This is a genomic window from Acidithiobacillus sp. HP-2 (assembly GCF_015100155.1).
GTDB lineage: Bacteria > Pseudomonadota > Gammaproteobacteria > Acidithiobacillales > Acidithiobacillaceae > Acidithiobacillus.
Genome location: NZ_JACKZA010000017.1, coordinates 1 through 19,200, shown reverse-complemented (window position 1 = coordinate 19,200; position 19,200 = coordinate 1). Strand labels below are relative to the sequence as shown.

The 19,200-nt window shown below is 50.1% G+C and carries 35 protein-coding genes and 1 pseudogene; all 36 read left to right on the top strand.

All coding sequences use genetic code 11. The features are described from left to right. The first annotated feature begins 107 nt into the window (after window positions 1-107). Window positions 108-707, top strand: coding sequence for a Bro-N domain-containing protein (locus tag H7F11_RS13205; protein ID WP_227485498.1), 600 nt, complete (start codon window positions 108-110; stop codon window positions 705-707). Between the two features lie 162 nt (window positions 708-869). Beyond that, window positions 870-1,478: a hypothetical protein gene (locus H7F11_RS13200; protein ID WP_193650501.1), complete on the top strand. Its 609-nt coding sequence runs from the start codon at window positions 870-872 to the stop codon at window positions 1,476-1,478. Between the two features lie 3 nt (window positions 1,479-1,481). Then, the gene (locus tag H7F11_RS16800) at window positions 1,482-1,847 is read left to right on the top strand and encodes a tetratricopeptide repeat protein (protein ID WP_227485497.1); all 366 of its coding nucleotides are present in this window, start codon (window positions 1,482-1,484) and stop codon (window positions 1,845-1,847) included. Window positions 1,848-1,862: 15 nt separating this feature from the next. Then, a pseudogene (locus tag H7F11_RS16795) lies at window positions 1,863-2,636 on the top strand (SEL1-like repeat protein); the annotation flags it as partial. Between the two features lie 27 nt (window positions 2,637-2,663). Continuing rightward, the gene (locus H7F11_RS17005; RefSeq protein ID WP_193650581.1) at window positions 2,664-2,906 is read left to right on the top strand and encodes a tetratricopeptide repeat protein; all 243 of its coding nucleotides are present in this window, start codon (window positions 2,664-2,666) and stop codon (window positions 2,904-2,906) included. Between the two features lie 2 nt (window positions 2,907-2,908). Beyond that, window positions 2,909-3,433 (top strand): tetratricopeptide repeat protein, encoded by a 525-nt coding sequence (locus tag H7F11_RS13175; protein ID WP_193650502.1) that lies wholly within the window; start codon window positions 2,909-2,911, stop codon window positions 3,431-3,433. Between the two features lie 66 nt (window positions 3,434-3,499). Beyond that, window positions 3,500-3,976: a hypothetical protein gene (locus H7F11_RS13170; protein ID WP_193650503.1), complete on the top strand. Its 477-nt coding sequence runs from the start codon at window positions 3,500-3,502 to the stop codon at window positions 3,974-3,976. Between the two features lie 13 nt (window positions 3,977-3,989). Beyond that, a complete protein-coding gene (locus H7F11_RS13165; protein ID WP_193650504.1) occupies window positions 3,990-4,472 on the top strand; it encodes a hypothetical protein in 483 nt (160 codons plus the stop codon). 126 nt (window positions 4,473-4,598) lie between these two features. Then, a complete protein-coding gene (locus H7F11_RS13160) occupies window positions 4,599-5,570 on the top strand; it encodes a hypothetical protein (protein WP_227485496.1) in 972 nt (323 codons plus the stop codon). 210 nt (window positions 5,571-5,780) lie between these two features. Continuing rightward, window positions 5,781-6,467, top strand: a complete 687-nt coding sequence (locus tag H7F11_RS13155; protein ID WP_193650506.1) for a hypothetical protein — start codon at window positions 5,781-5,783, stop codon at window positions 6,465-6,467. Beyond that, window positions 6,464-6,739, top strand: a complete 276-nt coding sequence (locus tag H7F11_RS13150) for an integration host factor subunit alpha (RefSeq protein WP_193650507.1) — start codon at window positions 6,464-6,466, stop codon at window positions 6,737-6,739. The genes H7F11_RS13155 and H7F11_RS13150 overlap by 4 nt, the downstream gene beginning before the upstream one ends. A 52-nt stretch (window positions 6,740-6,791) precedes the next feature. Further along, window positions 6,792-7,451: a Panacea domain-containing protein gene (locus H7F11_RS13145; protein WP_193650508.1), complete on the top strand. Its 660-nt coding sequence runs from the start codon at window positions 6,792-6,794 to the stop codon at window positions 7,449-7,451. Between the two features lie 406 nt (window positions 7,452-7,857). Then, window positions 7,858-8,433: a metalloprotease gene (locus H7F11_RS13140; protein ID WP_193650509.1), complete on the top strand. Its 576-nt coding sequence runs from the start codon at window positions 7,858-7,860 to the stop codon at window positions 8,431-8,433. A 130-nt stretch (window positions 8,434-8,563) separates the two neighbouring features. Next, window positions 8,564-8,839 (top strand): HU family DNA-binding protein, encoded by a 276-nt coding sequence (locus tag H7F11_RS13135; protein WP_193650510.1) that lies wholly within the window; start codon window positions 8,564-8,566, stop codon window positions 8,837-8,839. Then, window positions 8,832-9,059: a hypothetical protein gene (locus tag H7F11_RS13130; protein WP_193650511.1), complete on the top strand. Its 228-nt coding sequence runs from the start codon at window positions 8,832-8,834 to the stop codon at window positions 9,057-9,059. The genes H7F11_RS13135 and H7F11_RS13130 overlap by 8 nt, the downstream gene beginning before the upstream one ends. Before the next feature lie 59 nt (window positions 9,060-9,118). Then, window positions 9,119-9,382: a hypothetical protein gene (locus tag H7F11_RS13125; RefSeq protein WP_193650512.1), complete on the top strand. Its 264-nt coding sequence runs from the start codon at window positions 9,119-9,121 to the stop codon at window positions 9,380-9,382. Between the two features lie 249 nt (window positions 9,383-9,631). Next, entirely contained in the window at window positions 9,632-10,042 is a 411-nt protein-coding gene (locus tag H7F11_RS13120; RefSeq protein ID WP_193650513.1) for a hypothetical protein, read from the top strand. Window positions 10,043-10,110: 68 nt separating this feature from the next. After that, window positions 10,111-10,458, top strand: a complete 348-nt coding sequence (locus H7F11_RS13115; RefSeq protein ID WP_193650514.1) for a hypothetical protein — start codon at window positions 10,111-10,113, stop codon at window positions 10,456-10,458. Between the two features lie 43 nt (window positions 10,459-10,501). After that, window positions 10,502-10,711 (top strand): hypothetical protein, encoded by a 210-nt coding sequence (locus tag H7F11_RS13110; RefSeq protein WP_142088176.1) that lies wholly within the window; start codon window positions 10,502-10,504, stop codon window positions 10,709-10,711. Beyond that, window positions 10,701-11,810, top strand: coding sequence for a phosphoadenosine phosphosulfate reductase family protein (locus H7F11_RS13105; RefSeq protein WP_227485495.1), 1,110 nt, complete (start codon window positions 10,701-10,703; stop codon window positions 11,808-11,810). The genes H7F11_RS13110 and H7F11_RS13105 overlap by 11 nt, the downstream gene beginning before the upstream one ends. Window positions 11,811-11,822: 12 nt before the next feature. Then, entirely contained in the window at window positions 11,823-12,218 is a 396-nt protein-coding gene (locus H7F11_RS13100; protein ID WP_193650515.1) for a hypothetical protein, read from the top strand. After that, window positions 12,215-12,493 (top strand): heavy metal-binding domain-containing protein, encoded by a 279-nt coding sequence (locus H7F11_RS13095; protein WP_193650516.1) that lies wholly within the window; start codon window positions 12,215-12,217, stop codon window positions 12,491-12,493. The genes H7F11_RS13100 and H7F11_RS13095 overlap by 4 nt, the downstream gene beginning before the upstream one ends. Window positions 12,494-12,525: 32 nt before the next feature. Beyond that, entirely contained in the window at window positions 12,526-12,813 is a 288-nt protein-coding gene (locus H7F11_RS13090; protein WP_193650517.1) for a hypothetical protein, read from the top strand. Window positions 12,814-13,001: 188 nt separating this feature from the next. Next, window positions 13,002-13,370, top strand: a complete 369-nt coding sequence (locus H7F11_RS17000; protein ID WP_193650518.1) for an ATP-grasp domain-containing protein — start codon at window positions 13,002-13,004, stop codon at window positions 13,368-13,370. Further along, window positions 13,337-13,732, top strand: coding sequence for an ATP-grasp domain-containing protein (locus H7F11_RS16995; protein WP_193650519.1), 396 nt, complete (start codon window positions 13,337-13,339; stop codon window positions 13,730-13,732). Before H7F11_RS17000 ends, H7F11_RS16995 begins: the two co-directional genes overlap by 34 nt. Further along, window positions 13,725-14,804 (top strand): DUF5131 family protein, encoded by a 1,080-nt coding sequence (locus H7F11_RS13075; RefSeq protein ID WP_193650520.1) that lies wholly within the window; start codon window positions 13,725-13,727, stop codon window positions 14,802-14,804. Before H7F11_RS16995 ends, H7F11_RS13075 begins: the two co-directional genes overlap by 8 nt. Further along, on the top strand, window positions 14,797-14,970 hold the full coding sequence (locus H7F11_RS13070; RefSeq protein ID WP_193650521.1) for a hypothetical protein: 174 nt from the start codon (window positions 14,797-14,799) through the stop codon (window positions 14,968-14,970). The genes H7F11_RS13075 and H7F11_RS13070 overlap by 8 nt, the downstream gene beginning before the upstream one ends. Further along, window positions 14,960-15,100 (top strand): hypothetical protein, encoded by a 141-nt coding sequence (locus H7F11_RS13065; RefSeq protein ID WP_193650522.1) that lies wholly within the window; start codon window positions 14,960-14,962, stop codon window positions 15,098-15,100. The genes H7F11_RS13070 and H7F11_RS13065 overlap by 11 nt, the downstream gene beginning before the upstream one ends. Next, window positions 15,101-15,517: a hypothetical protein gene (locus tag H7F11_RS13060; protein WP_193650523.1), complete on the top strand. Its 417-nt coding sequence runs from the start codon at window positions 15,101-15,103 to the stop codon at window positions 15,515-15,517. Between the two features lie 18 nt (window positions 15,518-15,535). Further along, a complete protein-coding gene (locus tag H7F11_RS13055; protein WP_193650524.1) occupies window positions 15,536-15,799 on the top strand; it encodes a hypothetical protein in 264 nt (87 codons plus the stop codon). Beyond that, on the top strand, window positions 15,786-16,067 hold the full coding sequence (locus H7F11_RS13050; protein ID WP_193650525.1) for a hypothetical protein: 282 nt from the start codon (window positions 15,786-15,788) through the stop codon (window positions 16,065-16,067). Before H7F11_RS13055 ends, H7F11_RS13050 begins: the two co-directional genes overlap by 14 nt. Next, the gene (locus tag H7F11_RS13045; protein ID WP_193650526.1) at window positions 16,064-16,636 is read left to right on the top strand and encodes a hypothetical protein; all 573 of its coding nucleotides are present in this window, start codon (window positions 16,064-16,066) and stop codon (window positions 16,634-16,636) included. Before H7F11_RS13050 ends, H7F11_RS13045 begins: the two co-directional genes overlap by 4 nt. A gap of 389 nt (window positions 16,637-17,025) precedes the next feature. Then, window positions 17,026-17,280: a hypothetical protein gene (locus H7F11_RS13035; RefSeq protein WP_065974010.1), complete on the top strand. Its 255-nt coding sequence runs from the start codon at window positions 17,026-17,028 to the stop codon at window positions 17,278-17,280. Then, the gene (locus H7F11_RS13030; protein ID WP_193650528.1) at window positions 17,280-18,173 is read left to right on the top strand and encodes a phospholipase D-like domain-containing protein; all 894 of its coding nucleotides are present in this window, start codon (window positions 17,280-17,282) and stop codon (window positions 18,171-18,173) included. Before H7F11_RS13035 ends, H7F11_RS13030 begins: the two co-directional genes overlap by 1 nt. Beyond that, a complete protein-coding gene (locus H7F11_RS13025; RefSeq protein WP_193650529.1) occupies window positions 18,166-18,465 on the top strand; it encodes a hypothetical protein in 300 nt (99 codons plus the stop codon). The genes H7F11_RS13030 and H7F11_RS13025 overlap by 8 nt, the downstream gene beginning before the upstream one ends. A 100-nt stretch (window positions 18,466-18,565) precedes the next feature. Continuing rightward, window positions 18,566-18,781, top strand: coding sequence for an antitoxin MazE family protein (locus tag H7F11_RS13020; RefSeq protein WP_193650530.1), 216 nt, complete (start codon window positions 18,566-18,568; stop codon window positions 18,779-18,781). Window positions 18,782-19,200: the final 419 nt, after the last annotated feature.

Below are 19,200 nucleotides of genomic sequence, written 5' to 3'. Positions count from 1 at the left end.
AGGCTCGCCGGTTCCTAGAGTCCGGTACGCCAACCCGTTCGGTTCCGTCCACCTTTTGATTGGCGTCAAAGGTAGGCGGTAAAAACACGCACTCTAGGAGATCCGCAATGAACATGAAAGCTAAAAAAAGCGATTCCGCACCCAATGTTTTTCTTTTTCAATCCACTGAAGTCCGCACTATAGAACAAGATGGCCAGGTATGGTTTGTCGCTGGTGATATTGCCAAGGCACTAGGCTATCGAGATGCGATCAACATGACCCGCGTCCTCGATGACGACGAAGCTGATACTCACATCATGAGTACCAGATCCGAGAATGGCACCATCCAGACCCGCGAAGTCACCATTATTTCCGAATCCGGACTGTTTCACGCGTTACTCAAAAGCCGTAAGCGGGAAGCCAAACCGTTCCGGCGCTGGGTGACGCTGGAAGTGCTGCCGGAAATCCGGCGCACGGGCAGTTATGCGCCATCGGCACCCTCTCCTGCCGTGCCCGCCCTGCCCGGTTCACCGGGTAGCAAGATGCTGCTGACGCTGGAAACGGATGGACGCTACCAAGTGAAACAACTGGCACAAGGCGCGATGGTGGCCACGGTCGGAGAGATTGTCGAGTATCTGGAGAAGCACGGCTACCTGCTGGTGCGGCGGGTTTCAGGTGATGAACGGTTGGTGTTTGAGGAGGCGGGAAAGGACACGGGGATTGGTTAAAATCCTCACTGATCTGCCCTTATAGAATCCTCTTAGGATGTGGTAACACCTAGTTTCGCATCAGGATTTGCAAATTGCTTTTAACCGCGCTATATCTAAAAAAGATTTTACACTATAACGCATATCTTGCGAGTAAATTAAAGGAATTTCGAGGATTCGATCATGGGCTACAACGACAACTATCTCATTACGTCCGATGGCGGCGGGGAGCGTTATCTCCGCATCCGGAGGCAGAATCGTACGCATCCGGTAGCCGAGTATATCATGTACCGGCTGGAACCTTGGCTCATGCCGTTTACGCTACTTGCGACGGGAGTTGTATTTCTGGTCACCAATTATCTGTTGGGATACTCTTGGCTATTAGTGTTTGACTGCACATTTGGCACACTTGGTGGCTTCTACCTTGGCGGCCTGTGGATTTTTCTTCCCCTGATCCGCCGGATGTTAGGCTACCGCAAGGTGCCGGACTGGGAAGTGCGTCTGGATCGCCGCAATGCTTATGTCCGGAGCCTGAGCGGTTATGAAGCTACTGAATTTTTCCGGGAGGAATACCTGAACGATCTGCGGAGTGGCACGAGCATGGTGGACCTGGAAAATAAGCGCAACCGGGTTCTGCAGCGTCTTGACGCTGCAGAGCGGAAGCGTTTTCTGCGCGATGAAGTGCTGGCAGCGGATACCGGTGCAGGGGTAAATCGCCAGCGTGCGCGGGATTTCAATGCTGGTGTTGCTACGGGGTATGTGGCGGGGCGGCAGCAGTCCCGGAATTATTAAAAAATGAAGGTTCGCATTGTCATTCCGTTGGCGTTTATTGGGCTGTTTTCAGTTGGCAATGCTTATGCCCTGACTAATACGCAGGCAGAGATTCTGGGGATTGGAGCGGCCACTGGAAACAGTATGGACCTCTCCAAACTGGAGGCTGCAGCAAAAGCTGGGGATATTGCCGCGCAAAAATGGTTAGCCACCTATTGGGATACAAAAAAAGACTACGTGAAGGCGATATTCTGGTACAGGAAGACTGCTGCACAGGGAAATTCCTGGGCAGAAAATAAACTGGGTTTGGCCTACTCCAACGGCCAAGGGCTACCGCAGAGCTATGCCAAGGCAAACTACTGGTACGAGAAAGCGGCAGCGCAACGATAAGTATCGGCAGAGTATAATCTGGGATCTGCCTACTACTATGGTCAAGGTGTGCCACAGAGTTACGTCACCGCCGACTTGTGGTATCGCAAGGCTGCTGAACAGGGAAACTCGTGGGCGGAATACAGGCTGGGATATGCCTATTATTATGGATTGGGCGTACCTGGAAGTTACAACACCGCAGATTACTGGTACCACAAAGCTGCCTTGCAAGGGAACGCCGAGGCAGAATACAAACTGGGAGAGGCATATTACCATGGCTGGGGCGTACCAACGAGCGTCACCAAATCAGCTTACTGGTACCGCAAGGCTGCTGCACAAGGAAATATTCGTGCGGAGTATGAACTCGGAATGGACTACAGCATAGGACACTTGGGTGTACCAAGAAGCAAAGTTGCTGCCCACTATTGGTACGATAGAGCCGTTAATCAGCTCCGCAAACCTGCCTCGCAGGGGAATGGCGATGCGGAATATCAACTGGCCCGTGCTTATTCTCATGGCTGGGGAGTACCACTTAATTATGTGACCGCCGATCACTGGTTTCGCAAGGCTGCTCTAAAGGGAAATATTCGAGCCAATTCCTCTCTAGCGTTGGATTATTCCAGTGGACTGGGTGTACCGAAAGATAAAGCTATTGCCGATTATTGGTATGGTAAAGCTATTCACCAACTTCGCAAACTTGCCTCACAGGGAAACTCCTGGGCAGAAAATAAACTGGGTGATCTCTATTCCTTCGGCTGGGGGGTGCCATCTAACACAGCCACCGGCTGTCACTGGTACCGAAAAGCAGCGAAAAGCGGATATGCCAATGCGGAACTTATGTTGGGATCTTGCTATGAAAGATTCGGTGGCCTACAGCAGAACGAAAAGAAATCTTCTTACTGGTATCGCAAAGCTGCGATGCAGGGGGTTGCCATGGCGGAATATGATCTGGGAAAGGCATATTACCATGGCCGTGGAGTCCGGCAGAGTAGCACACAAGCACTGTACTGGTATAAAAAAGCTGAAACTCAAGGGTTCTGTGATGGTTCTGAAATTCGGCGTATAGAAAAAGGAAATTGAAAATGAGGACTCGTATTGTCATTCCGTTGGCGCTCATGGGGCTGTTTTCTGTGGGCAGCGCCTATGCGATGACAAATATTCAGGCAAAAGACCTAATGATGGCCGCAACACACAAGGGAAACACTACGGACTTAGCCAAATTGGAATCTGCGGCAAAATCAGGGGATGCTGTGGCGCAAAGATGGTTGGGCGTCTATTGGAGTGCATCAGACAGCGCGAAGGCAGACTACTGGTTCAAAAAGTCAGCAGCACAGGGTAATGCCTGGGCGGAAGAGAGTCTAGGGCTTGCCTACTTTGAAGGCCAAGGCGTGCCACAAAATTACGAGAAGGCGAACTACTGGTTCAAAAAATCAGCGGCACAGGGTAATGCTGATGCGGAGGCTAACTTGGGGGTTGATTACTCCTCTGGGTATGGTGTGCCGCAGAATACAATGACCGCAATAAAATGGTGGAAGGAAGCGGCTGCACAAGGTGGTACTGAAGGGGCGTTGGCACAATATGAGATCCATCTCGCTGAACGTGGTTAATGGAACCCCTAATAAGCGTAACAGTTACAAAGGACACGAATCCAGGATGGATAAGGAGGGATCGGCGTGAAATTCCCGAACTTCAAGAAGAACAAAAATCTTCCTGAAAGAAATGAATGGGCCTTCCGCAAATTGCCTGAGCCCAAGAGATCCGTCCGCAGCAACGCTGGGCCGAGATCTGCATATCTGATTGTTTGGGGGATTATATTTCTGTTGGCGGGGTTGGGAATGGCTGGCTGGGGTGGATATAACACTTATACGAATATCAATGTATGGCAGACCGAAAGGGCGGGATTAAAGCAGATAGCCTCTTACACGCCTCAGAAATTGGCGGATCTTCGAGCGAAGGAATCTCAGGGCGGCGGCGTCGAAAACGGTCTTGTAGGGATGCTCTTGTCCTCTCCCTTTTTCTTAAAAATCGCCGTTGCGAAAATGGAAAACGCAGAAATTCAGGCGCAGAACAATCTTATCCTCGATTTCCCCCTCACTATTCTTGGGCTTTTCTTTATTTTTTGGGGCAATGGAATGCTTAGAAATTCTTAATGAGGTTTATTTTATGATCCAGAATATATTGTCTAGTCTTGTCTGTATTGTTTTAATTTCAGGACTTTTTTACGCATGGTTTCTCACCCGCCGTGTAAGGATGCACCCTCTGCACAAAGAAAGATCACCGGAAAATTTCTTTGGCTATGGTGGCACGTTCCTAACCTTGTTGGTAGCTGCCCCTATATTATTACCTACAGCTATTGTTTACAGACTGTTTTCTAAGAAAAAAATGTTCCCTATTTACCAATGCTCACAGGCCGATGTTCTGACGGACGGCGGACTTGTGGAGAGTGGCAAACTCGCAAAGTGGATATGTGTTCCCATCTTTTTTATGGTCGCTATTGCAATGGGATTAGTATTATTTTTCATGCGCTATGCCAATGCTCGCAGGGCATCTGTTCGCTCAAGAAAAAAACACCCAGCAGATGAAGATGACACAATTTTTCTAATGCAGGTTCACGCTATTGAAAACACACTGTTTAAGGATTACTAGCAGGTGCCAATTTGCAGTTTTTGGATTAGCCTCTAAAGGCTTTCAGACAAGGGAATTTTTATGCCGTTAATTCACAAAAAACAGGCAATACTCGCGGGATCCATTTTGTGCCTTGCAGGATGCGGTATGCCTGGGCCGCATTTCAACCATGTTGCCAAATCAGAAAATCATCCATATCTGGCAAAAGCCCTATATTCTCCAGAGATAGGAAATATAGGTGGCCCATGCACCCTTGCCGGACTAAGCACGCTGAACAATGAACGCAAATGTCGCGCCGGTGAAATCGTTGAAACTTCTGGTCCTGCCACCCTTTATGTGGAAGATGCAGCATATCACCTAAGGGAGATACCAATCCCGCTTAACGGGAATATGCGCCCCGAAGCCGAGTTCATGGCAACAGATAAGGTACATCACTCCAATCTGGGTGGAGTGGTGATGGGGGGATTACAGATCGCGAATGGCGATCAGCTACTCAATGCAGGCAATTTCGGTGGCATTGGTACAGGAGGAATTGTTCTGGGTGCCCTGTCAGTATTGGGTAGCCTTGGCGGGGGCGGAAGCGGACATTATGTCCCCGGTTATCGCTACTGGAAGTTCCATCATGCACTTTCTGCTGTACGGACCTATCCGAATTACCAAACGGCTAAAGTCGCTATGGTTAAAGATATATTATGGGCCGAAAGGGTCGCATCCGGCAAAGAAATGAACCAGGAAGGCTCCCGCATGGTTGGGAAAAATGCTTTCTGGGCACCTGGAAAAGCATTTTACTCCGTTTCCAGTTCGGTTTACGGGGTGGTTTTCCAAGGTGAAATCCGTAACCCTGATGTCCTTCACAAACAAGCCATGCTTCCAGTGTTTCTGTGGACTGAAGATCTGAAACCCATCACGCCCAAGAAGGAATACGCCATGACCGTGACATGGAAACCTGTTGGCCATGAGTTCCAAAATGCTAAGTGGGCGAAATCACAATGCCAAATTCTTTCCGAGAAGTATGGTGATTGGTCCTTCGTTACCCGCCAATCCAAGGGCGAAGCCTATCTTTGCCACGCTGGAGACTGTCATATTGAGCATGAAGTTAATCAGCCGGTTTTGTGGTAGCCACTCCGGTCTGGATGCTAGGTTTAGTGAATATCAATTCCAAGTTGCAGAAATAAGCAAGATGCACGACAGCATCCCTCGTGCCGGATGGTTCGATAGTTACGATTCGGAAACTGACTGGGAACCCTTGGATGAATTGCCCGTGGACAACGACGACCCAGAGTGGACTTGGTAATATACATACAAATCTGATTAAAGAAGGAAGATTTAATGCACCACACAAAAACGCTTCGCCTCGCCGCATTCTCCGCTGCCGTCGCCCTACTTTCCGGATGCGCCACAACAGTACCTATGCCCAAGGTTGCTTACACCGGGCCTGCCGTCCAGAATTCGCCTCTGGCTGATAAAACCGTGGCTTTGGTTACGACGACAACCGGCGACAAGTTTAATGACCCCAAATGTTTAACATATCTTACCAGAGCATGTCGCAACACCACGTTGGATTCAAAGCAATCTATTAAAAATTATAACAAGCTGCTCTCGGAAGCCCTCACTGCAGAAGGGGCGAAAATGGTAGCTGAACCACCCGCAGACATCATCATTCACACCAACATGGTTCCTGCTAAGGGGCATCGCTATATGTTCCTCCTCGACTACGATTTGGGACATAGTTTAGCCATGGGAGTGATCCCCATTTATGGCTTCTTTTCGCCAAAATACTATCACGTCATCGGTCACATGGATGACGTAGTTACCGTCACCTCATCACCAGGCAAAACCGTTCTTTCAGAGGGTTATCCGATCTCGGTCAGGAAACAGATAACCGGTAGTGATCACATGATGTTCACTTTCGACGGATCTGCATCTAAAGCAGACAACGTGTACCTATCGAGCCAGAGCGCAGTCATCGCCAAAATACTCGCGGATACCAACCAGAAATTGCAGGCCCAAGGATGACCGTTACCAAACTCGAAATAGCCACAGAAGTAGCCTACGTTACCGGGCTCACGGTTCGAGACACCAAACGCCTGGTGGAAGCCTTTTTCGATACGATCCGCTCCACACTGGCATCCGGCGAGGAAGTGAAACTCTCCGGATTCGGCAATTTTTCCATTCGTGAAAAAACTTCCCGACCGGGAAGGAACCCAAAAACGGGAGAACCGTCTGAGATTATCGCCAGGCGGGTAGTGACCTGGCGGGCCGGGCAGACCTTGCGGGGAAAGTGTTAAGTGGATTGCATCTCGCATCGCACCCACCGGATTTTTCGTATAGGATAACTACATGGGTAAGCACGATCAGAATCAGGCAATCTCGGAAAGCAGGGAATCATCCAAACCGCTTTCGTTCCCTTTTGATGAAAAAAAGGCTACAGAAGTCGCTGCCTTTTTTCTTCTGAAGGCCCAAGCCAGGGGAGCAAACATCAGCATTCTGAAGCTGATGAAGTTGATGTACCTTGCCGAAAGGGAATCTTACAGGATCTACGGCGCTCCGATGGTAGGCGATAGCCTTTATTCACTTCCGCATGGACCCGTAATGTCCACAACCCTGAATCTGATTAACTCCGTTCCAGAAGAACGCGAAGGCGGGGAATACTGGGATTCCTTTATCGCGGAAAGGGGTGCGGGCAAGTATATGTGCCTGAAAGAAGGCAAACTGCGGAATACGGATGATCTCTTGCAGATTAGCGAGAGTGATGTCGAAATACTGGAAGGTGTTTGGGAAACCTTTGGTGATTTTAGTGCCATAAAATTAAGGAACTACACGCACAGTTCAGAAAACTGCCCTGAGTGGGAAGATCCGAACGGTTCCAGCAAGCCGATTTCCATGGAAATCATGCTGAAAAGCATGGGTTATCAGCCTGACGCCATCCAGATCATCTGTGACAACATTCAGCAGATGGCATCTACCAACTCCAGTCTGAATCCACAGATTCGATTCTAATGTGTGCATGGGTACCGCGACCGGGGAAAACGATTTTCATACCCAGCGGCCCTGACGGTGAGCATCTATTTGTCATCATCATTGGTCCGAAAACACTTTCGATATACGGAACAGCCGAGCAATTCATTGCTGTTCCGATTTGTTCTGCCATTCCAAGGATGCAGCACGAGTGCCCACTAGATGCCGGTAGCCATCCTTTTATACGCCATGCCAGCTATGCCGATTTTCAACACGCCCGCCTTCTGAACAACACCGAACTGACTACCCATATCGCTAGTGGACAATGGCATACAGGAGAGGATGTTGGGGCAGATATTCTCCACCGCATTACGCAGTCTATTCTTACGTCAAGACGTGTTCCACGATACCTGAAAAGGGATTTTTTGGGGGATTAGGAATGACTTTCATGGCCACCCTACTCCACATCCTCTATTTCCTGCTAGCCCTGTTCGTCACCCTGGGGTTGTTCGTCATCTCGTTTCTGCTGCACGAGCTGGGGCACGCGCTGGTCATTGCGCTGCTGCGCGGGAAAGAGGCGGTTCTGGAGATCCGTGCAGGATCCCTGACATTCTATCGTGGACGGGTACTGCGGGTCGGCATTCTGCCTATCTGGGGCTATGTACGTTTTGCTGAAGAGAATGTCCCGCCGTCTGACTGGCGGCTTATATTCGTAGCCGGCCCTGCCGCATCCCTGTTCACCGCGTATCTGTTTCTGATTCTGCATCACTTTTCCGCGTTTCTTGGCTTTCCGGCGAACTGGCACCAGGTCTTCGGCATCATGGCCATGGCCAACTTTGCCCTGGCCGGATTCAATCTGATCCCCATCCCGCCGCTGGATGGCTGGAAAATCGCCGAAAGCTGGTTGCCCCTGTTGGGTATCCATCTTAGCAAAGAGTCCCGCGCCCAGATGAATAAGTGGGGGATGATCTTCATCATGGTGGTGAGCTTCGGTTTCGTCGCCTTCCACGGGTTCTATCACTGAAATCCGCTTCACGCTTGCATTTTATATTGTAGTGTATTAAAAATATAAGTATGCTTTGTTTTTGCATAGTTGGTATTTTTTTCGTTCTTATATGTTGTAGTAATAACACACATCTTAGGAGGATGTTTCATTGAACAAGGCACAATTTCTCGATCTTATGTCTCGCAACGGGGATATGCCCCGCGCCCAGGCGGAAAAAGCCCTGGCGACGGTGGTTCACTCCATCTCCGATGCGCTAACCGTTGACACGGACCTGCGGCTGCAAGGACTGGGTACCTTTTCCGTCGTAATGAAGGAAGCCCGCAAGGGCCGCAACCCACAAACCGGGGAAGAAATAGACATCCCCGCCTGTCGCGTTGTCCGCTTCAGGCCCGCCAAGACCATCAAGGAGGCTGTTCATGGCTGACAACGACCAGAACACCGAACACCATCTGCATCTGCATAAGAAACCGAAGGAATCCGGCAAGCGATTAACCCTGATTCTGGTGACGGCATTTGTGGCATTTACCATTGTGTTTTTCATCATTGGCAAATTTATGGGTGGCCATCCAGCGCCCCCTGTAGCGCACCCTGCTGTTCCTGCTGCGTCAGCTTCGCAGACGGTTCATCAGGGATCATCTTCTTAGCGGTTGTTTTGCGGCTATTTGCCCGTCTTTCGGGACGGGCTTTTTTGGGAGACTTGGATATGCAGATTTCACATCTAAAGCAGTTTGCGGGCCTTGTGCGCCGTCCTGAAGGAAGCATCCTGCCCGTTCTAAAAACAGAATCGGTGGATGGTTTTGTGAAACTACATATCCAAGGCTCTGTCGTGGACTTCTGGGCAACGCCCGAAGAACTGTATTTCCGGGGATACCGGCTGTTGTGTGCCAAGCCTGCCATCTGGGATATCTGGAGCCGGGTGATTTGCGCTCCGGACCAGGCGAAGCCGGGATCTTTTGCGGTGCATTAGTTTTGCGGTGCCACTCTCCCAGAATGCGGTTGTATTGCCCGTCGAGTTGGGCGGGCTTTTTTAGAGAAAATGAGGTTTTCATGGAAAAGATACCCAGCCGATACGGTTGTCAGCGTTGCAATTTTGGTATGAATGTTCCGGGAAATGAATGGTGCCCCCATTGTGGTTTTAATTATTGGGGTGATATGACGGAATTTGATAGAGCTATCGGGCTAAGGGCGTGCGACGAAATGACCGAGGGAGAAACAAATGATGACTGCAAGCATTGATTTCACTCCAGAGTTGGCTGATCTGGTAATGTTTATGTCGCGTGTGGCCATTTCTATTCGGATGCACACCCCTTACAGGTACCGTTCAGGGTGGGAGAGCGCGAAAGAACATTGTAAGCATGTGCTTTGGCTGTCTGATTCGATTCATTATTTCGGGGAGATTGCTCGTTGCATTAAAGCTAATGATATAGAGAGTGCAATTCGTGCGGTTAATTCTACGATTGTCAATTACAAGGAATATAGTATCGCTGGTGATGGGTGGGTAAGTGATCCAATGTTGACCTTCAAAGCAAAACCCGCTGAACCGGTATTTGGAGAGTTTTACGATGGATGGATTCTGGATGAAGGGCTCGCATTATTAGAGCGCATTAAAGAGAAGGCGGAACAATAAACAAATTATAAAAGGGAAAACGCACATGGATAAGATTTTCCATTTGCGATTTTATAACGGTGATGATTATGAATCGAGTTTTTCAGATGGTGCTTGCGCTGGTGGTTGCGGGTGTTGCGATGACTGAGCAGCCCCGTGCCGTTTTTAATGCCCTGCATGAAATGGGCGAGGGCCGTGAGGTGGCCGAGCAGGTACGGGCGCGGGTCGGCTTTTTTGCCCTGGCACTGGTCGCTGCACGACGGGCTGCGTTTGTCCTGAGATCTTCTGCCCTGCAGACGGCGAAGGTTCGGACCAGCAAGGTGGTGCGCGTTATGGCCAGCGTGCATGAGGCTGCCGTAGCTGCCGTTAATCATGCGGCAGCATGGCTGAGTGGCCATCATCCAAAATATCTAACGGGGATGGAAAGAATAGCGTAAAGGCTTCGGTGTTCGCGCCGGATAGGTGTTTAAGGAGATTTTTATGATCTGGTTACTCGGTGTTATTGGCATCCCCATTCTGGTAGTCGCTTTGCTGTTTTTTTCTGCAGCGGAGGATTTTATGCAGATCATCCGGCTGCAGATCGACTTCTCCCGGCTGTTCGGGGATCTCGTGCATGTGCTGGTCATTCTGGCCTTGGGCACGCTCGCGGAGCTGTTCTTTTTGTACCAGCTTGTCGTGCATGTTTTTTAGGGATGGTAGCGTGAAAACGGTTCATGTAATCAGTGTGTCTGGTGGCAAAGACAGTACGGCCACATTGCTGATCGCTTTGGATCGTGTACCCAGAGAAAGCATCCAGGCGATATTTTGTGATACCGGCAATGAAATTCCGATAACTTACAAACATCTGGATGAGCTGGAAAGACATCTGGGCATACAGATAACACGACTCAAAGCGGATTTTAGTCGTGAAATTATCGCTAAACGGCGGTTTGTCGCCCAAGATCAACGCACCCGGCGTGAATACAAAACCGCTCCGGTGTTTGATGCCAATGGCAATCCAGTGCCAAAGCGGGACCATCATGGGAACGTATTGTATCGCACTGTTCGGCGTGGTGGCGTTTCGACCCAAGAGCTTGTCCAGAAAACGCGGAAAATCGGTGGCGGTCGAAAAGTACGCTGGTCCAATAAAGCCAAACGACGAGCGTTAAATGTGCTGCATCCTACTGGTAATCCATTTTTGGATTTGTGCTTGTGGAAGGGCCGTTTTCCTTCAAGAAAGGCACAATTCTGCACTGAGGAACTGAAAAGAAATATGGCCGTAGCCTATCAGCTACAACTCATTGACCAAGGCTTGCATGTGGTTTCCTGGCAAGGTATCCGCCGCGATGAATCACCCAATCGTCGTTATGCCAAAAAGATGGAGCGCATCGGCCCCAAACTTTGGGCTTGTCGGCCTTTGGTGGACTGGACCGCACAACAAACCGTCGATTTTGTGCGCGGTCAAGGTTGCCCATTGAATCCATTGTATAGCCAGGGTCAAAGCCGTGTCGGGTGCGTCTGTATCAATAGCAACAAGAGTGATTTGGCCCAGGTGTCGTTTCGGTATCCGGAAGAAATAACAAGACTGTCTGAATGGGAACACTTGGTTGGCCAAGCATCGAAGCGCGGATATTCGACGTTTATGTGTGATGCCAGCGACCTAAAAGACCGACGCGCCATTTTTTCGGATCTGAACATCCATGCGCGGGTGGCTTGGGCCAAGGGTGAAAATGGCACGATGGATTTATTTGATAATGGTGATCTAAATCTGCCGGCCTGCGCTTCATCTTATGGGCTTTGTGATCAGTAAAAGGAGAGAACCATGACTATTTCTTGTGCCATAGAATGCGACGGGGCGGCGTGGTGGTGGAGTGCCAACATGCGTCTTTTGCCCTATGACAAGAATAGAGGCAAGCGATGCTGTTCATGCGGTGAAATGGTCCGGCACGGTGCGAAATATATCCAGGTAGAGCGTTGGCGGGATTACGCCAATGAGGTCGAAGAACGTATCTATGGCGATGAGGTTCCCCTGGCGTCCTGGGTTGTTTGCGAATCATGCGCCCCTATCTTCGTGAAATTTTACAACATGAATGTAGATTTGGGATTGGGTGTCACCAATCTTCACAATCTTTTAGGTGAGTTTGAGGCGCTGTATGGACCAAGTGTGGGTTTCAAATTAAAGCTACCTACCTATCAACCAGGAGGGATATGGGTATGAAAACAGAACCCGTTGAAGCGCAGAAAATACCCTTGTCCACAACAGATTCCATTCAGGAATCGCTAAATATGCAAATTATTACCGTGATGAACCGGGCCTTTTATGGTGAATGCTTTTCTCACCAGCCGGACGATACGCTGAATATGCTGCAAGAGAAGGCCCGTACATTGGGTGCCCAGACAGTTATCGGTGTGCGTCTGGTCCCGATGGTGGATGAACGGGGGATCCGGGTGATGATGGCTTATGGGACGGCGGTTATGGATGCGACATTATGAATTATCCATACCATTTTTAAGGAGACACACTTATGAGTAAATTGACAGACGTTTTGCTAAACTTGGAAAAATCTTCTCATTTTTCCAGCTATGATTTGAAAATAATCATTGCCATTGGCTTTTCTGCAATGATGATTGTCTTGTTTTACAGGGTCTATTCCTTTTACAAAAAGGCTTACGCTGAATCAGTGCAATCCGGTGCAATTACAAGTGAAGAGTTCATAAAAGTGTCAGTTTGGCCATTTACTATATTTATTATTTTCTTGATTGTTGAGTTTACTGGTCTTTATCTGTGGTTTTATATGCCGTTTAACTTGTGAATACCAATGATGAGTTACATGAATCCACCATACCTCTGCCTGTTTTGTGGCGCACCCTGTTGGCGCGAACCTGGTGAGCAAGTCCCGCCGCCGGATTATTGCCATGAGGAAGATCATGGCACGCCAGAGGAATATCTGGACGGAGCTGGTGAGGCAGATTCCGAGACAAATTAAGAGGGCTAATTCCGATGGTCAAAAAACGGGATGTGGTTTTACAGCGTAATTCATCTTTGCACGAGGGCATGGCTGTTCGCGCCCATGCGGATCGCCTTACGCTCGCTTCCATAGAGGATATTGGGAATCTCCCGAAATCTGGATGGATGCCGGTCGGTTCGGTGGAGTTTTGTCTGGCAGCTATGATTCATCAGCAAATGGACCGGTCTTATGTATCGACCTATCCAGAGTGCTTGCGCGAGTTCTTGCATAGGGAAGCCTGGCTGGATACGGCAGGAAATGTTTTGGCGAATAGCCGTAGGGTTTTTGTGAAACCTTCCGCTCGCCAAAAGCTGTTTACAGGCTTCGTATGCCGGATGGTGATGGGCAGGAAATCGCTCTGAAAGACTTACCAGCAAATGATGTGCTTTGGTGCGCGGATCCAGTCTCATTTACCCAGGAATGGCGGTACTACGTTTGCAACGGCAAGATCTTGGGTGCGGGTCGCTACGACGATAATGATGCGGAAGATCCTGTTTTTGAAATGATGCTGAACTATGCGGCAAGTGAAATGGCAAAGCAGTATCAGGATGCTCCGGCGGGATACAGCATAGACTTAGGAGTGCTGGATGACGGCAAGGTAGCATTGGTAGAAGTGAACGATGGGTGGGCACTGGGCTTTTATTCAGGTTCCTGTTCTTCGTCGGATTATTTTGATCTTTTGTGTGCCCGATGGGATGAAATAACAGGGGTAGATCATGGCTGACAAAACCGGCATTGCCTGGACAAATGCCACCTGGAACCCGGTGACGGGCTGCTCCAAGGTTTCCCAAGGCTGCAAGCATTGTTATGCGGAGCGGGAATGGGCAAGGCTTTCGGCCAATCCAAAGGCCATAAACTACTACGGGCGGGCGTTTACGGGCGTGGCCTGTCATGAAGATCGTCTGGACCAGCCCTTGCGCTGGAAAAAGCCCCGGATGATTTTTGTCAATTCCATGAGTGACCTGTTTCATGAATCGGTGCCGGACACTTTTATCGACAAGGTGTTTGCGGTGATGGCTCTGGCCGAGCAGCATACTTTTCAAATTCTGACCAAGCGACCGGAACGGATGTTTAAGTATCTGACTACGCCGGGGCGCATGGACATTATCGGGAATGAGGCGATGCCTGCTGTCCGGTCGGATTGTTTTGGCATTCTGGAGTGGCCATTGCCGAATGTTTGGCTTGGCGTATCTGCTGAGGATCAAGAGAGTGCTGATGAGAGGCTTTTTTACTTGATGAATACACCTGCGGCAATTCGTTGGCTCAGTGCCGAGCCGCTTCTTGGCCCGATAGATCTTGAGGATGTGCCTGTTGGCATGAACGAACCCTTACGGCCATACGGAGAGATAAACGCCACCAAACTGGATTGGGTCGTGGTAGGCGGAGAATCAGGGCCGGATGCCCGGCCAATGCACCCGGATTGGGTAGAGGCTATTCAGGAACAATGCACCCAGGCTCATGTACCGTTTTTCTTCAAACAATGGGGTGAGTGGCTTCCTGTGAATCAGATGACGCCGGAGTTTATGGAAACGCTCTACCGCTCTAATCGGAAAGCGAAGGCCGATGAACGCCAATGGGATGTTGATGAGGCGTTCGGGAAACATTGCGTCATGCCACAAGCGGTACTGAATAAGGACGGAGATTGCTTGTCTCTCACTGATCCAATGGCTTTCCAGCAAGGCAGTAGGAGTATGTCGGTATTCCGTGTGGGTGTGCGTAAGGCTGGATGCAGGCTGAATGGCCGAGAATGGCAGGCTTGGCCTGTCGGAATGGTCACGGATGATATTGATGGCTGACGATCTCGTGAACAGGCTTCGCGCCCTGGCCAACTACCAGCACGACGACCTCTCGATTGCGGAAGAAGCGGCAGAGGAGATCGAGCAGCTTAGGGCGCGGGTTCGTTTGCTCGAAAGTTATATAGGTTGCCCGTGCATTTCGGAACGAGAAAGCCATGCCCGCTGACCTTTCGTTTTTCGCCTGGATCTGGCTGGTGATTCCCGCCGCCGTAGGCTTATTACTGGTGTGGGTTCTAGTGTTGGAAGTACGTCAAGTGTATCGCAATTTCCGGGTCTGGATTCGGAGAGAGCGTTAAATGGACGATATTTTATGGTTTTTTAATGCAACAATCCTGTTATCCATGGCGGGCGTTGGCGTTTTGCTATTTTTGCTTGGATGGTTTTTCTTTAGAGAAAACGAAAAGATTGGTGATAAACTTGGGATTGTTGGTGGAATAATAATTATTATAGCGGAGATTATCGCTGGGATAGGCACGAATTATAACGTGCCTGAATCATGGCTTAGAAACTTGCCTGTTGCAGAGAAGGTGATGATGCGTCACTACATAGAAACGAAGCACCGGCCCATTAGTATTTTTGCTTACAGAGAGATACAGGCACGCTATTACATCAAGACCCATGCCAAGGTAGATAAAGAAAGGCAGGACAAGGATGTTTTGAAGAAGATGCACAGCCCCGCCATAGCGAAGCAACTGAAAGCTATTGGAGACTGACACGAACTTGGAGGCGACATGATTTGTGATGATTGCGCGAGAGCGCGGAAAAAGCACAACGATCCTGAGCTGCTGGAATGCAAGATCCGCGAGGTTCAGCCTGTAGATGTGATGATCGCGTATTACGCTTTCATCGTGCAGAAAGGCGTCATCGAAGAGCCGTTCCGACTGGTTTGCGACTGCGGAAAACATCCTGAACATGCCTGGCCATTCCAGTTTCATCCGGTGATTGTTCGGGAATGTGACGGGTATAAGAAGCAGGTGATTCATGGAAAGTATTAAAACGAAGGCAGGCCTCGTGACCTTCGGTATTCTGATTGCTGCAGTCATAGCCATTATTGCATTGGCTTTTATCCCTCTCGGCATCCTTTACGGGCTCGCGCTTATTTTCGGCTTTTCGCACAGTCTGAACCATATTATGTATATTCTGATGATCGCCGCTTTTGTTTCTCCTTTCTTTTTCTTTGTTGGATGGGCGTCTGTTGACTTGATTCATGATCTGTATCAGGAAGTCGTTTTTTTCATGGACACCAGAAGGAGGCAAAGATGAGAATAGCCATAGATGCCGACCAGGTGCTTTTCGACTTTCTTTCGACTTGGCACACGGTCGCAGAAAACACCCTGAATCGTGAACTGGTCGAAAGGAACCAAAGCTATCATTTGATGATCCGCTATAGCTTATCCATGGTGGAATACCATCGCTGCTGGGCACTGTTCAATCGCTTTAATGTCTGGGAAGACTGCCCGGTTATTCCGGATGCCCTGGAAGCCGTCAACACCTGGCTGGAAGCTGATCACGAGGTTTTTGTTATTTCCGCTGTGGATGTGGAAGCACGAAAGGCACGTCAGAGAGCCTTGGACAAGCTGGGCTTACGGCAAGTGCGGCTGATGGGTGTGGGCTTTGGTGGCAGCAAGTTCGATCCACTTCGGATTTTGAAACCGGAGATCTTTGCCGATGATTTGTGGGCGCATTGCCGGGAAGCCGTGGATGCTGGAGTGCCGCGAGTGGTGCGAATCAGGGGAAACCATGATGGTGGCGGGGATCCGGTTCCCGGTGTGCCGGTTTTGGAAAGCATAGGAGAGATGATTGTTAAGCAGAGAAATTATCGCGTCGGTTGAGGGCGCGTTGGATGATTCCTGGCAAAGTGCCCAGGAAATAGCCGACCGGCTGCATATACGGGCTGCGACAGTGCGCGAAGCCCTTACCCGGCTGGAAGTGTCTGGGAAGATCAGCACGCACGGGAAAAAGCCTATTTGCTACCGCTTGCGGGAACAGGCAGAAAATTCAGGATCGGAGTTTCGATCTGAATACCGAGGGGAGCCTAGACCGTATATGCGTCCTGGAAGTTATGCCCCGCCAGCTCGACCGAAAATTACGCTTGGGGGTAGCGTGCGTTCCCCTGGAAGCCCAAATGACGAATGACGCGACTTTGGCGATTAGCCAGGGTCCAATCAGAACGGTGTAGCGCAAGCTGCGCCCTATTTTTACCCAAAAAAGGAGCAACATCATGTTTGGATTTGGAGAAAAACCCGCAGAACAACAAACCGCCACTTGCCCATGCTGCCAGACACCCATGCAGGATATGGGTGCCCATGGCATCCGTATGGGAGGACTCACAGGCCTTGGCGGTGCGGCCCTGGGCATGATCGGTGGCCAGCTCGCTGATGATGGTGAGGAGGCCTTTGAGAAAAAGCTGAAGGTGCAGGTTTTTGTCTGCCCACAGTGCAGCGAGATGTCCTTCAAGTATCACGGTGGGCTTTAATGCCACTCTACATTGAACCCCATGCTGGACCCGCACCGATTGTGCAGCTTATCCAGTCTGCCCGCCGCGAGGTCAGCGTCGGGGTTTATTATCTCTCTGATCGCCCTATTCTTCGGGCACTGAAATCCGCCCGTGAGCGCGGTGTGGATGTGCGGGTGATTATCGAGGGCAAGCCCTACGGTATGAAGCCCTGGCAGGTAAAAAAGGAAGAACGGGAGATCGAGGCGACGGGTGCCACCCTGCACCTGGCCCCTTACCGCTTTACCAGCCATGGGGATCATTACGCTTTCTACCATGCCAAGTACGTCTGTTCAGGCCATGAATGCGAGATCGGTACGGCAAACTTCGACTGGAGCGCATTCCATCGCAATAGGGAGTACCTGTATGTCACGAAAGATCCTGCCGTGGTCAAGGCGGCCAACACTGTTTTCAATGCCGACTGGAATAATCAACGGGCTCCTGGCTGGACACATCGGGTTCTGGTCCTTTCTCCGGGCACGTCTGCCGCGCAGATCATCGGTGTCATTGACCAGCCGGGGCCGATAGAGATCGAGAGCGAGGAAATGGGGCCATACCGCCCGACATTGGACGCTATCGCCCGGAAAGGGCATCTGGCCAGAGTGATACTGCCTGCCAGTATCAATGCCGAAGACAAGCGGGATGTAGCCTTCCTGCGAGCGCATGGCGTACAGGTGCGCCTGATGCCGGTGAAGCCGATATACATCCACGCGAAGACCGTAATTTCCAGCAATGAGGCCTTCGTGGGATCAGAGAATTTCACCCAGACTTCACTAGAGGTCAGCAGGGAAATGGGGCTGTTACTGAATGGTAAGCCGGTATCGGAGCTACAGGCGCAATTCAATCGGGACTGGGCCAGAGCTGCACATGGCTAGGCGCGAAACAAACTTAAAAGCCCCTCAGTTTGGGGTTGGCGGGCATCTAAAGGCTGATCCCGTCAAAGAGACTCCTGCGGAGCTCATTCCTGCGGTGCAAAAAGAATCCGCAAAGGATGTACGGGATCCTGGCACGACTTCTGCGAATGGTACCCCGTCATTCTGGTACCCCAGGGATCTCGATCTTCCGGCCACGTCTGCACCAAAGATAGCTGCCAAGGTCGCACCAAAAGCAAAGGAAAAGCGCAAGGTGGAAGTTATTGTGCGAAAGAAGCGGGCTTTTAGCGTCTAGTCGCGCTTAGGACTCTGTTATCAGGCATTTTCAGTGAGCCGTTGCCCGCGACGCCGCTGTCATATAGCTCGTTTCATGTAATTTTAATGGAGGGTGATTTGTGACCACTGCACATGTGAACATTCGGGTTAAAAAACACCGGGACGCTTTGCGTGCCGCAGGGTTAAGGCCGATTCAAATATGCGTGCCAGACACCCGCCGTCCAGACATTGCGGAGGAATGTCGCCATCAGTGCCTTGTCGTGCGGAATGACCCACAAGAAAAGGAGGTAATGAGCTGGCTTGAGGCAGCGGCAGATACGGATGGATGGGTGTGAAAAGGGGCTCTATAGTCGTTGCCTCTTTACTTCCAACACCACCATGCCACTACCAAAATGGCAGCACTACCTAATGTCTGAAGTTTCACCGTTTTCCCGCGAGGAAAATCGGCATGGTTAACAAAAATGTCGGTCATTAAATATTATGAATTATCTATGAATTATACTTATTAACGCGCTATTTGGTTACCCTGTTTTTTTGTTTTATTTCTTGTGAATCAGTTAGATAAAGGTGAACAGAACCGCCTTCCGTGATATAATGAATGTTCATTAACGCACTGATTATAAAACGCAAGAGGCCCTGTTCGATGTCCATGCTACGCGATTTACTCCTCCCTTTCCAATCGGCATTTTCTGATTCGCGACTAGGGCGCGAACGGGCTCAATGGTTCCCCTTCATCCTGTTGGCTATCATGGTC

Bases quoted from the DNA above. Each gene is read 5' to 3' on its own strand.
- H7F11_RS13205 (WP_227485498.1), top strand. From the start codon at position 108: ATGAACATGAAAGCTAAAAAAAGCGATTCCGCACCCAATGTTTTTCTT.
- H7F11_RS13200 (WP_193650501.1), top strand. From the start codon at position 870: ATGGGCTACAACGACAACTATCTCATTACGTCCGATGGCGGCGGGGAG.
- H7F11_RS16800 (WP_227485497.1), top strand. From the start codon at position 1,482: ATGAAGGTTCGCATTGTCATTCCGTTGGCGTTTATTGGGCTGTTTTCA.
- H7F11_RS17005 (WP_193650581.1), top strand. From the start codon at position 2,664: ATGTTGGGATCTTGCTATGAAAGATTCGGTGGCCTACAGCAGAACGAA.
- H7F11_RS13175 (WP_193650502.1), top strand. From the start codon at position 2,909: ATGAGGACTCGTATTGTCATTCCGTTGGCGCTCATGGGGCTGTTTTCT.
- H7F11_RS13165 (WP_193650504.1), top strand. From the start codon at position 3,990: ATGATCCAGAATATATTGTCTAGTCTTGTCTGTATTGTTTTAATTTCA.
- H7F11_RS13160 (WP_227485496.1), top strand. From the start codon at position 4,599: ATGCCTGGGCCGCATTTCAACCATGTTGCCAAATCAGAAAATCATCCA.
- H7F11_RS13155 (WP_193650506.1), top strand. From the start codon at position 5,781: ATGCACCACACAAAAACGCTTCGCCTCGCCGCATTCTCCGCTGCCGTC.
- H7F11_RS13150 (WP_193650507.1), top strand. From the start codon at position 6,464: ATGACCGTTACCAAACTCGAAATAGCCACAGAAGTAGCCTACGTTACC.
- H7F11_RS13145 (WP_193650508.1), top strand. From the start codon at position 6,792: ATGGGTAAGCACGATCAGAATCAGGCAATCTCGGAAAGCAGGGAATCA.
- H7F11_RS13140 (WP_193650509.1), top strand. From the start codon at position 7,858: ATGGCCACCCTACTCCACATCCTCTATTTCCTGCTAGCCCTGTTCGTC.
- H7F11_RS13130 (WP_193650511.1), top strand. From the start codon at position 8,832: ATGGCTGACAACGACCAGAACACCGAACACCATCTGCATCTGCATAAG.
- H7F11_RS13125 (WP_193650512.1), top strand. From the start codon at position 9,119: ATGCAGATTTCACATCTAAAGCAGTTTGCGGGCCTTGTGCGCCGTCCT.
- H7F11_RS13120 (WP_193650513.1), top strand. From the start codon at position 9,632: ATGATGACTGCAAGCATTGATTTCACTCCAGAGTTGGCTGATCTGGTA.
- H7F11_RS13115 (WP_193650514.1), top strand. From the start codon at position 10,111: ATGAATCGAGTTTTTCAGATGGTGCTTGCGCTGGTGGTTGCGGGTGTT.
- H7F11_RS13110 (WP_142088176.1), top strand. From the start codon at position 10,502: ATGATCTGGTTACTCGGTGTTATTGGCATCCCCATTCTGGTAGTCGCT.
- H7F11_RS13105 (WP_227485495.1), top strand. From the start codon at position 10,701: ATGTTTTTTAGGGATGGTAGCGTGAAAACGGTTCATGTAATCAGTGTG.
- H7F11_RS13100 (WP_193650515.1), top strand. From the start codon at position 11,823: ATGACTATTTCTTGTGCCATAGAATGCGACGGGGCGGCGTGGTGGTGG.
- H7F11_RS13095 (WP_193650516.1), top strand. From the start codon at position 12,215: ATGAAAACAGAACCCGTTGAAGCGCAGAAAATACCCTTGTCCACAACA.
- H7F11_RS13090 (WP_193650517.1), top strand. From the start codon at position 12,526: ATGAGTAAATTGACAGACGTTTTGCTAAACTTGGAAAAATCTTCTCAT.
- H7F11_RS17000 (WP_193650518.1), top strand. From the start codon at position 13,002: ATGGTCAAAAAACGGGATGTGGTTTTACAGCGTAATTCATCTTTGCAC.
- H7F11_RS16995 (WP_193650519.1), top strand. From the start codon at position 13,337: ATGCCGGATGGTGATGGGCAGGAAATCGCTCTGAAAGACTTACCAGCA.
- H7F11_RS13075 (WP_193650520.1), top strand. From the start codon at position 13,725: ATGGCTGACAAAACCGGCATTGCCTGGACAAATGCCACCTGGAACCCG.
- H7F11_RS13070 (WP_193650521.1), top strand. From the start codon at position 14,797: ATGGCTGACGATCTCGTGAACAGGCTTCGCGCCCTGGCCAACTACCAG.
- H7F11_RS13065 (WP_193650522.1), top strand. From the start codon at position 14,960: ATGCCCGCTGACCTTTCGTTTTTCGCCTGGATCTGGCTGGTGATTCCC.
- H7F11_RS13060 (WP_193650523.1), top strand. From the start codon at position 15,101: ATGGACGATATTTTATGGTTTTTTAATGCAACAATCCTGTTATCCATG.
- H7F11_RS13055 (WP_193650524.1), top strand. From the start codon at position 15,536: ATGATTTGTGATGATTGCGCGAGAGCGCGGAAAAAGCACAACGATCCT.
- H7F11_RS13050 (WP_193650525.1), top strand. From the start codon at position 15,786: ATGGAAAGTATTAAAACGAAGGCAGGCCTCGTGACCTTCGGTATTCTG.
- H7F11_RS13045 (WP_193650526.1), top strand. From the start codon at position 16,064: ATGAGAATAGCCATAGATGCCGACCAGGTGCTTTTCGACTTTCTTTCG.
- H7F11_RS13035 (WP_065974010.1), top strand. From the start codon at position 17,026: ATGTTTGGATTTGGAGAAAAACCCGCAGAACAACAAACCGCCACTTGC.
- H7F11_RS13030 (WP_193650528.1), top strand. From the start codon at position 17,280: ATGCCACTCTACATTGAACCCCATGCTGGACCCGCACCGATTGTGCAG.
- H7F11_RS13025 (WP_193650529.1), top strand. From the start codon at position 18,166: ATGGCTAGGCGCGAAACAAACTTAAAAGCCCCTCAGTTTGGGGTTGGC.